Genomic DNA, 10157 nt, shown 5'->3' with positions numbered 1-10157 from the left:
CTGCGCGGAGAAGGCGTCTTCGTCCTGCTCGGGCCCGGCTCCGAGGTGGGCCGGGGGGGGGGGCCGGGGCCCCCCCCCCCGGGCGCCCCGCCCCCCCCCGGGCCGGCCCGCCTCCCCCCAAGGTCTCCTCTTCCCAAGGAACGTGATGGACCTCCGTATCGAAGACCGCGTGTACCTCGTCACCGGAGCGTCCTCCGGGATCGGCGAGGCAACCACCCGCCTGCTGGCCGCCGAAGGCGCCACCGTCGTCGGCGTCGCCCGCAAGCCCTGGAACACCGAAGCCCTCGGCGACCGCGTCAGCACCGTCACCGCCGACCTCACCGACCCCGCCGCGGCCCGGCAGGTGGCCGACACGGTGATCGAGCGCCACGGCCGGCTCGACGGCCTCGTCAACAACGTGGGCGCACTCGAATCCCGCACCGGCTTCGTCGACATCACCGACGAGCAGTGGAACAGCACCTTCGAGGTCAACTTCCACTCCGCGGTCCGCATGACCCGCGCCGCCCTGCCCGCGCTCCTGGAGACCGGAGCGGGCGCCATCGTGCACATCGCGAGCGAGGCCGCCCGCTTCCCCGACCCGGGCATCGTCGACTACGCGGCCACCAAGACGGCACTGCTCTCCGTCTCCAAGTCCCTCGCCGCCGAGTTCGGCCTCCGCGGGGTGCGCTCCAACGTGGTCTCGCCCGGGCCCACCCGGACCGCGCTCTTCGACGCACCCGGCGGGTTCGCCGAGCAGCTCGGCGAGCGGTTCGGCCTGCGCCCCGACGAGGCCGTCGACCACTTCATCCGCGAGGTCCGCCGGCTCCCGAGCGGCCGCATCGGCACCCCCGACGACGTCGCCGGAGTCGTCGCGTACCTGCTCTCCCCCCTCGCCGACCAGGTCACCGGCGCCGAGTGGAGCGTCGACGGCGGCGCCCTGCGGCAGATCTGACCGGGATCCCCGATGAAACCCTCCCTCCTCGCCCTCGCCATCGGCGCCTTCGGCATAGGCACCACCGAGTTCGTCATCGTCGGCCTGCTCCCGGACGTCGCCGACGACCTGTCCGTGTCCATCCCCTCGGCCGGCATGTTGGTCACCGGGTACGCCCTCGGCGTGGTCGTCGGCGCACCGCTGATGACCGCGGCCGGCGCCCGGCTGCCGCGCAAGACCATGCTCGTCGCGCTCATGGCGATCTTCATCGCGGGCAACCTGCTCTGCGCCCTCGCCGGGGACTACACCGCCCTCATGGGCGGCCGGCTGATCGCCGCCCTCACGCACGGCGCGTTCTTCGGGATCGGCTCCGTCGTCGCCGCCGACCTGGTGGCACCCGACCGGCGGGCCAGCGCCATCGCCCTGATGTTCACCGGCCTCACCCTGGCCAACGTGCTCGGCGTACCGCTGGGCACCTTCCTGGGCCAGCAGTTCGGCTGGCGCTCGACCTTCTGGGCCGTCACCGGCATCGGGATCGTCGGACTGCTCGGCCTCATCACCCTGGTCCCGCCCCAGCCGCGGCCGGAACGCGGGGCGCTGCGCGCCGAACTCGCCGTCTTCCGCAAGCCGCAGGTGTGGCTGGCGCTGACCACGACCGTGCTGGGCTTCGGAGGCGTCTTCGCCTCCTTCACCTACCTCGCGCCGATGATGACGGAACTGGCCGGCTTCTCCGACGGCGCGGTCGCCTGGCTCCTCGTCCTCTTCGGCGTCGGGCTGTGCGTGGGCAACGTGCTCGGCGGCCGGGCCGCCGACCGGTCCCTGATGCCCAGCCTGTACGTCATCCTGGGCGGGCTCTGCGTGGTACTGGTGATCTTCACCTTCACCTCGCGGGCCGCCCTGCCGGCCGCGATCACCCTGGCCGCCTTCGGGGCCATCGGCTTCGCGACGGTGCCTCCGCTCCAGGCCCGCGTGATGCAGCAGGCCGCCGGGGCTCCGGCCCTCGCCTCCGCGGCGAACATCGCGGCCTTCAACCTTGGGAACGCCCTCGGGGCCTGGCTCGGCGGCCTTGCCGTCGCCCACGGCCTCGGCTGGACCTCGCCGACCTGGATCGGCGCCGGACTCGCCGCCGCCGGTCTGGGCACCGCCGCGCTGTCCGGACTGCTCGACCGCCGCGGCGCCGGGCCGTCCGCGTCCCCGTCCCCGTCCCCTTCGGCCAAGGCAACGCCCCCCACCGCAAAGCTCCCTGCCGCAGTACTCCCCGCTGAACCACTCATCGAACAGAAGTCGAGGTAGACCCATGAACGGTGTCGATCGCCGGACCATGCTCACCCGCGGCGCGGCCGTCGTCGGAGGCGCGGCGGTGGCCGGCGCACTGGCCGGTCCCGCGGCGGCCGCCGCGTCCCCCGCCCCCTCCGGCGGCGCGGCCGCCGGAGCCGGAGCGGTCGTCAAGCCGGGTGATCCGCGCTACGAGCTGCTGACCACCGGCAACAACCAGCGCTTCGTCGCCCGCCCGGACTACATCAAGATGGTCCGCTCGACCGCGGACGCCGAACGAGCCCTCAGAGACGCCGTCCGCGCGGGCAAGCGGGTCTCGGTGCGCAGCGGCGGCCACTGCTTCGCCGACTTCGCCGCGCATCCCGAGACGGAGGTCATCATCGACTTCTCGGAGATGACGCACGTGGGGTACGACCCGGCGTTCCGGGCGTTCGTCGTCGAGGCCGGAGCCCGTCTGATCAACGTGTACGAGGCCCTGTACAAGGGCTGGGGCGTCACCATACCCGGCGGCATCTGCTACAGCGTCGGCGCCGGCGGGCACATAGCGGGCGGCGGGTACGGCCTGCTCTCCCGCGCCCACGGCCTGGTCGTCGACCACCTCTACGCCGTGGAGGTCGTGGTGACGGACGGGAAGGGCGGAGTCCGCACGGTCGTGGCCACCCGGGAGAAGAACGACCCGAACCGGGAGCTGTGGTGGGCGCACACGGGCGGGGGCGGCGGCAACTTCGGCCTGGTGACCCGCTATTGGTTCCGCTCCCCGGGCGCGAAGGGCTCCGTGCCCTCCGAGCAGCTGATCTCCCCGCCGTCGACGGTCCTGGTGAGCGCCGTCGACTTCCCCTGGGAGCAGCTGACGGAGGCCAAGTTCACCCGGCTGCTGAAGAACTTCGGGGCCTGGCACGCCGCGAACAGCGCCCCCGACTCCCCGTACCGCAACCTCTCCAGCCTGTTCAACGTCAGTTCCAAGGCGCACGGCAGCCTGGGGATGTTCACCCAGGTCGATGCGACCGTGCCGGGCGCGCGCAAGCTGCTCGACGACTACCTGGCGGCCATCACGGCCGGTACGGGCGTCACCCCGAAGGCACTGACCCGCGCCACCGGTGAGCTGCCGGCCATGCCGCAGTTCGCGGAACCCAGGACCCTGCCCTGGCTCCAGGCGACCCGGCTGGTCGGCACCAACAACCCGGTCATCACCAATCCCACCTCGCGCGGCGCGCACAAGTCCGCGTACATGAAGAAGAACTTCACCGACCATCAGATCCAGGCGCTCTACCGCTACATGAGCCGGCCGGACTTCACCAATCCCGACACCATGCTCGTGCTGTTCTCCTTCGGCGGGCAGGTCAATGCCGCGGCGCCCGACGCGACGGCCAACGCGCAGCGGTCCTCCATCTTCAAGATGTGCTTCCAGACCTTCTGGCAGGAGGAGAGCGAGGACGAGTTCTACCTGGGCTGGCTGCGCGGCCTGTACGAGGACTTCTTCGCGCCCACCGGAGGGGTGCCCCTGATCGACGACAGCACCGACGGCTGCTACATCAACTACCCCGACCGCGACATCACCGACCCGCGGCGCAACCGCTCCGGCGTGCCGTGGCAGACGCTCTACTACAAGGACAACTACCCGCGCCTCCAGCAGGTGAAGAGGCGCTACGACCCGTCCGACTTCTTCCGGCACTCCATGTCCATCAAGCCCGCCCGCGGCTGACGAGGCCCGCCCGCCCGTCCCCCCCCGCCCGTTTCCCCCGTCCCCCGCCCGTTTCCCCCGTTCGCGCTGTTCAGAAGCCCCGTGCTCCGGTCTCCGGAGGGCGGGGCTTCTGTCGTTTCCGTTCGCCTGTTCGAGTGCCCGAGGGGGGTTCGTTGACTCCCCGGCCGGCTCCGGGAAAGCTGTGTCTTGGCCGGAAGAGGGCGCTGGAAAGCCCCTCGAAGCGAGATCCGATCCCCTGGCCGACACCCGAGAAACACACTTCCGCGGCCCCGCCGTGCCGCGTTCTTCCCCCGTCATGCCCTGGCTCGAATTGCCCCTCGTGAAGGAAGTAGAGGAAACCATGCGTTCCGTCGCCGTAGTCCTCGGCACCCGGCCCGAAGCCATCAAGTTCGCGCCCGTCATCCGCGCCCTCCAGGACGACCCGCGTTTCGAGCCCGTCGTGATCTCCACCGGGCAGCACCGCCAGATGCTCGACGAGACCCTCGACGCCTTCGGCCTCACCGCCGACGTCGACCTGAAGGTGATGGCTCCCAAGCAGACCCTCTCCCAGGTCACCTACCGGTCGCTGCGCGGCCTGGAGGACTACTTCGCCACCGCGCCCGCCGACGCGGTCCTGGTCCACGGTGACACCGCCACCACCCTCACCGGGGCCCTCGCCGGGTTCCACCAGCGCATCCCCGTCGTCCACGTCGAGGCCGGACTGCGCAGCGGCCGGCTCGGCTCCCCCTTCCCCGAGGAGGGCAACAGACGGCTCGTCGCACAGATCGCCGCCCTGCACCTGGCCCCCACCCCCGGGAACCTCGCGAACCTGCTGCGCGAGGGCATCGCCGCCGACAGCATCACCGTCACCGGCAACACCGTCATCGACGCCCTGCGCTGGGCCAGCGGCCGCGCCCAGAGCTACGGCGTCCCCGCCCTCGAAGACCTCGGCCAGGACCCCCGCCGGGTCGTCCTGGCCTCCGCGCACCGCCGCGAGGCATGGCCGTTCCTCCCGCAGATCGGGCAGGCCCTGGCCCGCATCGCCGACGAGCCCGGCGTCCGCGTCGTCGTCCCGCTGCACCGCAACCCCGTGGTCCGCGAGGCGCTCCTGCCGCACATCGGCAGCCACCCGGGCATCACCGTCGTCGACCCGCTGCCCTACCTCAGCTTCTGCAAGCTCATGGCCCGCGCCGACGTCATCGTCTCCGACAGCAGCGGCAGCCAGGAGGAGGGGCCCGCGCTCGGCAAGCCCACCCTGGTCCTCGGCGACGTCACCGAACGCTCCGAGGCCATCGTCGCCGGCACCGCCCGCCTCGTCGGCACCCGCACCGAGGGCATCGTCGCCCACGCCCTGGAGCTGCTGCGCGACCGGGCCGCCTACGACCGCATGGCCAACGCCGCCAACCCGTACGGCGACGGCCTCGCCACCGCCCGCACGGTCGCCGCGATCGCCCACTTCTTCGGCCTGGGAGCCGCCCCCGAACCCTTCGTGCCGGAGACCGCCGTCGACGAGCTCAGCGTGGAACTCGCCCGTACGGCCGACTTCGCCCGCACCTGACCGAGACCGAGAGGAAGCCCGTATGAGCGCCACCCCGTCCGCCACCGAACGCCCCCTGAACTTCAGCACCCCGTACCTGAGGGCCGACCTCGTGCGCGACGCCGTGGACTACGCCGTCGAAGGCCGCACGATCGTGATCAACCCCGGCACCACCCCCGTGACCGTCGCCGAGAAGCCGCGCAAGAGCATCCCCCCGCTCTCCTCGACGGTGCTCGCCGACACCCGCATCGAGAAGGCCGACGCACTGCTCCTGCTGCGCCCCGCGGCGGAGGACGCCGAGATGACCGGCATCACCGGGGAGCCCGGCTGGCACCACCTCGCCGACCTGCTCGGCCCCGGGGAGTTCTCCCGGGACACTCCGCTCTACCGGAGCCCCCAGGACGAGATCAACACCGTCCTGTTCGACCCCGCCCACATCCTCGGCGAGCGCGAAACCGCCCTGGACCAGCGCGAGTTCAACGTCAGGGCCAACCTGTGGTTCGCGCCCGCCGGCACCGACTGCTTCATCCACAACACGCACGACTTCATCGAGGTCCACACCCAGGTGCACGGCCTCGGCCGCATGCAGCGCTTCCGCGACCACGACCAGGCCTCCCTCTACCAGGACGTCCTGATGAGCCCGGGCTACACCACCCCGGACCCGTTCTGCGCGACCGGCCCGCAGTGCAGCTACCACTACCCGATGCACCAGTACCGGGCCGACACCGACTGCGTCTGGCTCGCCATCGAGTACCACCCCGTCCCCCGCGCCCTGCGCACCCTGCCCGTCCCGACCGTCATGGAGATGCACCGATGACCACCACCGGCAACGCCGCCACCACCAAGAACGGCGAGAACGTGCTGCGCGCCCCGAAGTTCACGGCCGAGGTCGTCGCCGACCAGCTCCGCGACGGCTACTGGCTGGAGGCCCCGGACATCGACGGGGACGGCAAGCCGGACCTGTTCGGCTACGGGCTGCGGCTCGGCGAGATCTACTGGTACGCCAACGACGGCGACTGGACCCGCCGCCTGATAGCCGACCGCATCAAGATGCCCGTGGGCGCCGACTTCGCCGACGTCAGCGGCAACGGCCACCCCGACGTCATCGTCTGCTACGACCTGTACGGCCCGATCGGCACGATCCACGACGCCAACACCGAGGGCGGCAAGATCGACTGGCTGGAGAACCCGGGCACCCCGGACAAGGACGAGTCCCGCTGGAAGCGGCACTACGTCGGACGCGCCACGGGCATGCACCGCCTGCGCGCCGGCCACTTCACCCGCACCGACCGCCTCCAGATCATCGGCCTGCCGATCGTCGCCAAGGAGGACGTCCACGCCGTACTGCCCGTCGTGCTGTTCACCCAGCCCGACGACGTGCACACGGCGGAGGAGTGGCCGATGACCGTCATCGACGACAGCCACTTCCGGATGATCCACGGAGCCGAGAAGAAGCAGGGCCTGATCCCCGGCTCCGGCCTCGAATCCCTGCTCCTGGCCTCCGACGAGGGCGTCACCTGGCTCTGGTTCGACGAGGCCCGCCAGGAGTGGGTGCGCGAACTGATCGGCACGGGCGAGCTCACGCAGTTCGAGCAGACCGGCTTCCGCGGCAGCGGCGACCTCAACGCGGGCCGGCTCGGCGACGACCCGATGGCGTACGTCGCCGCCATCGAGCCCTTCCACGGCAACACCGTGGCCGTCTACACGAAGGCGGAGGGCGGCGAGGGCTGGAACCGCGTCCTGCTGGACGTGTACGGCGACCCCAACGAGAACGGCGAGGGCCCCGGCCACCAGATCGTCTGCGCCGACTTCGACGGCGACGGCGACGAGGAGTTCCTGGTGGCGCTGCGCGGCCCGTGGCCGTGGCAGGGCGTCATGTACTACAAGGCGATCGACGCGGCCAACGGCGTCTGGGCGAAGTGGCGGGTCTCCGAGGAGTCCGTCGCCCGCATCGCCACCGCCGACTTCAACGGCGACGGCCGGCTGGACTTCGCGACCATCGCGTACTCCGTCCAGAACTACTACGTGGCCAAGGACGCCAAGCTCATGGTCTACCGCAACGAGATCGAGCAGTAGGCCCGCGCCCACGTCCCACCGGCCCGTCCACCGGCCCGTCCCACCGACCCGTCCCACCGGCCCGTCCCGCGACGCACTTCGCGCCGCCGCCGGGACCGCGCACCGCACGGCGGAGCACGGTCCCGGCGGCCGTCCCCTGACGAACCCTTCTTCCGAAAGAGCGACCCCTGTGGCCTCCTCGACGCCCTCCGAAGCCGCCAAGCGGGCGAAACTGCCCTCACTGACCGGCCTGCGGTTCTTCGCCGCCCTCCTCGTCTTCTTCTTCCACTCCTCCCTGACGGACTCCCCGATACCGCCGAACGCCCCGATCAACCCCTTCGCCGACGCCTCCCTCGCGGACGGCTACGCGACGGCCTTCGGCAAGGCCGGCTACCTCGGGGTCTCGTTCTTCTTCGTGCTGTCCGGCTTCGTACTGGCCTGGGCCTCGCGGCCCGGCGAGCGCGTCACGGCCTTCCTGCGCCGCCGACTGCTGAAGATCTTCCCCAACCACGTCGTCGTCTTCGCCGCCGCGATGATCCTCTTCGCCGGCTCCGCCGTCACCGGCGTCGCCGACTGGCTGCCGAACCTGCTCCTGATCCACACCTGGTTCCCGCAGGCGAGCATCAACCTGAGCGTGAACCCGCCGAGCTGGTCGCTGGGCAGCGAGCTGCTCTTCTACGTGCTCTTCCCGCTGCTGATCGTCCCGATCCGCAAGATCCGCGGCGCCGCCCTGTGGGTGTGGAGCGGCCTCATGGTCGTCGGCATGGTCGCCGTCCAGCTCGTCTCGACCTACGTCGTCCCCGACACCCCGAAGTCGGCCATCACCCCCGTCTCCGACATGCAGTTCTGGTTCGGCTACCTGCTCCCGCTGGGCCGCGTCTTCGAGTTCGCCCTCGGCATCCTGCTGGCCCGCGTCGTGCTGGCCGGACTCTGGCCGCGGCGCGTCGGCTTCGGCGCCGCCCTCGCCCTGACCGTGCTCGGCTACGCCGCCGCGCTCGTCGCCCCGTTCCAGTACGGATTCGTCGTCGCCACGATCGTGCCCGTCGCCGCGCTCATCGGGGCCACCGCCAACGCCGACGTCCAGGACCGCGCCACCTTCCTGCGCAGCCGGCCCATGGTCTGGCTCGGCGAGGTGTCCTTCGGGTTCTACCTCGTCCAGGGCGTCACGATCTTCTACCTGCGCTCGCTGCTGGGCGAGCAGACCTACAGCGTCCCCGTCGCCCTGCTGGTGATCGCCGGGTTCTTCTGCACCTCGCTGCTGGGCGGCTGGCTCCTCTTCCGCTTCGTCGAGATGCCGATGATGCGCCGCTTCGGCCGCGCCAAGCCCCGTACCCGGCAGGTCCCGGACCTGCTCGCCGCCCCCGTCGAGAGCCCGGAGAGCCCGGCCCCGGTCCCCGTCACGACCGGCGGCCGCACCGGCTGACCCCCTCCCGCCCTACCGCTCAGCGCCCCCGCCCGCGTCCGCATCCGCCGACGCGGGCTTCGGGCCGTCGTGCGCCGTACGGCCCGAGCCGGCGGTCAGGCTCGACAGCATGCGCAGCGCCGCGTCCGAGGGCGAGGACTCGGGGGCGCTGTAGAGCAGCATCCGGTGGTTGGTGCCGTCGGTGAGGTGCAGGTTCTCGAAGTCGAGGGTCAGCGGGCCGACGACCGGGTGGTGCAGCGTCTTCGTACCGACGGTGCAGTCCCGCACCGGGTGCTTGGACCACAGCGTCGCGAAGTCGGGGCTCTGCAGCATCAGCGAACCGATCAGCTCGGCCAGTGCCCGGTCCTCGGGATTGCGCCCCGCGACCAGGCGCAGCGCGGCCAGGGCGACGCGTGCCTCGCTCTTCCAGTCCGTGTACAGCTCCCGGGTGTGCGGGTCGAGGAACAGCATGCGCGTGAGGTTGGGGCGTACGGCCGGGTCGTCGGGGCTCGCCACGTCGAGGTGCCCGGCGAGGAGGGCGTGGCCCAGCGGGTTCCAGGCGAGCACGTTGTTGCGGCCGTCCAGTACGACGGCGGGAACCTGCGGCATCGCACCGATCAGCCGGCGCGTGGTGTCCCGGGCGTACTCGGGACGGGGCGACGCGGACCGCTTGGCACGCGGCGGCCGGGCGAGGTTGAGCAGATGGGCGTGCTCGTCCGGGGTCAGCCGCAGGGCGCGGGCCAGGGCGTCGAGCACGCTGTCCGAGGCGTTCGTGCTCTGCCCCTGCTCCAGGTGCGTGTAGTACGTGATGCTCACGCCGGCCAGCAGGGCGAGCTCCTCGCGCCGCAGGCCGGGCACGCGCCGGCGGGTGCCGTGGGAGGGCAGTCCGACGTCCTCGGGCTGGAGCTGGGCCCGTCGGGTGCGGAGGAATTCGCCCAGGGCGGTGGGTGTGTCCATGCCGTCCAGTGTGCCGGGGGAGGGCGCGGAGCGCTGCCCGTGAAGGTGGCCCTGGCAGTGCTAGCTTGCCCGGCGCCAGCACAACCAGGGGGCTGGGTAACCCCTTCCGACCGGTCCAGAGTCGATCCCGCAACACCTTGTTGCGGTGATCGAGAGGAAGTGTCGCGATGTCGGTTGTCGAGGGAGCACGTGCCGATGCGGGTACGGGGGTGGGGGAGGGGCCGGTCCGTCTGGACGGGCGTCTGAAGCTGGTGCTTGTGGTGCTGCTGGTGGCGCAGTTCATGCTGGCGGTTGATTTCTCGATTCTGAATGTGGCGTTGCCGGTGATCGGTGACGGGCT

At 71.4% G+C, this 10157-nt stretch carries 8 protein-coding genes and 1 pseudogene; 8 read left to right on the top strand and 1 reads right to left on the bottom strand.

Annotated features, from left to right (window positions below; genetic code table 11):
• The first annotated feature begins 145 nt into the window (after window positions 1–145).
• From ACFWP3_RS40770 to ACFWP3_RS40740, 7 genes are all read left to right on the top strand, one after another.
• Window positions 146–931 carry an SDR family NAD(P)-dependent oxidoreductase gene (locus tag ACFWP3_RS40770; RefSeq protein ID WP_384231804.1) on the top strand — a complete coding sequence of 262 codons (786 nt, stop codon included), beginning with the start codon at window positions 146–148 and terminating at the stop codon, window positions 929–931.
• Between the two features lie 12 nt (window positions 932–943).
• Complete coding sequence (locus tag ACFWP3_RS40765; RefSeq protein ID WP_384231801.1) at window positions 944–2203, top strand: MFS transporter; 1260 nt, start codon at window positions 944–946, stop codon at window positions 2201–2203.
• Between the two features lie 4 nt (window positions 2204–2207).
• Entirely contained in the window at window positions 2208–3887 is a 1680-nt protein-coding gene (locus ACFWP3_RS40760; RefSeq protein ID WP_384231798.1) for an FAD-dependent oxidoreductase, read from the top strand.
• 340 nt (window positions 3888–4227) lie between these two features.
• A complete protein-coding gene (gene wecB, locus ACFWP3_RS40755) occupies window positions 4228–5424 on the top strand; it encodes a non-hydrolyzing UDP-N-acetylglucosamine 2-epimerase (RefSeq protein ID WP_384231795.1) in 1197 nt (398 codons plus the stop codon).
• A 22-nt stretch (window positions 5425–5446) separates the two neighbouring features.
• On the top strand, window positions 5447–6220 hold the full coding sequence (locus ACFWP3_RS40750) for a hypothetical protein (RefSeq protein ID WP_384231793.1): 774 nt from the start codon (window positions 5447–5449) through the stop codon (window positions 6218–6220).
• Entirely contained in the window at window positions 6217–7479 is a 1263-nt protein-coding gene (locus ACFWP3_RS40745) for an FG-GAP repeat domain-containing protein (RefSeq protein WP_384231790.1), read from the top strand. The genes ACFWP3_RS40750 and ACFWP3_RS40745 overlap by 4 nt, the downstream gene beginning before the upstream one ends.
• Before the next feature lie 169 nt (window positions 7480–7648).
• Window positions 7649–8881, top strand: a complete 1233-nt coding sequence (locus ACFWP3_RS40740; RefSeq protein ID WP_384231787.1) for an acyltransferase family protein — start codon at window positions 7649–7651, stop codon at window positions 8879–8881.
• A 12-nt stretch (window positions 8882–8893) separates the two neighbouring features.
• Here the strand turns inward: ACFWP3_RS40740 and ACFWP3_RS40735 are convergent, their stop codons facing one another.
• Window positions 8894–9817, bottom strand: a complete 924-nt coding sequence (locus tag ACFWP3_RS40735; RefSeq protein WP_384231784.1) for a helix-turn-helix domain-containing protein — start codon at window positions 9815–9817, stop codon at window positions 8894–8896.
• A gap of 167 nt (window positions 9818–9984) precedes the next feature.
• On the opposite strand from ACFWP3_RS40735, the pseudogene ACFWP3_RS40730 reads away from it, so the two are divergent.
• Window positions 9985–10157, top strand: a pseudogene (locus ACFWP3_RS40730) (MFS transporter); the annotation flags it as partial.

The sequence above is a fragment of the Streptomyces sp. NPDC058525 genome (genome assembly GCF_042719495.1).
Classification (GTDB): domain Bacteria; phylum Actinomycetota; class Actinomycetes; order Streptomycetales; family Streptomycetaceae; genus Streptomyces.
Note: the sequence above shows the minus strand (reverse complement) of the source record. Positions and strands in the feature narration are given on the sequence as shown.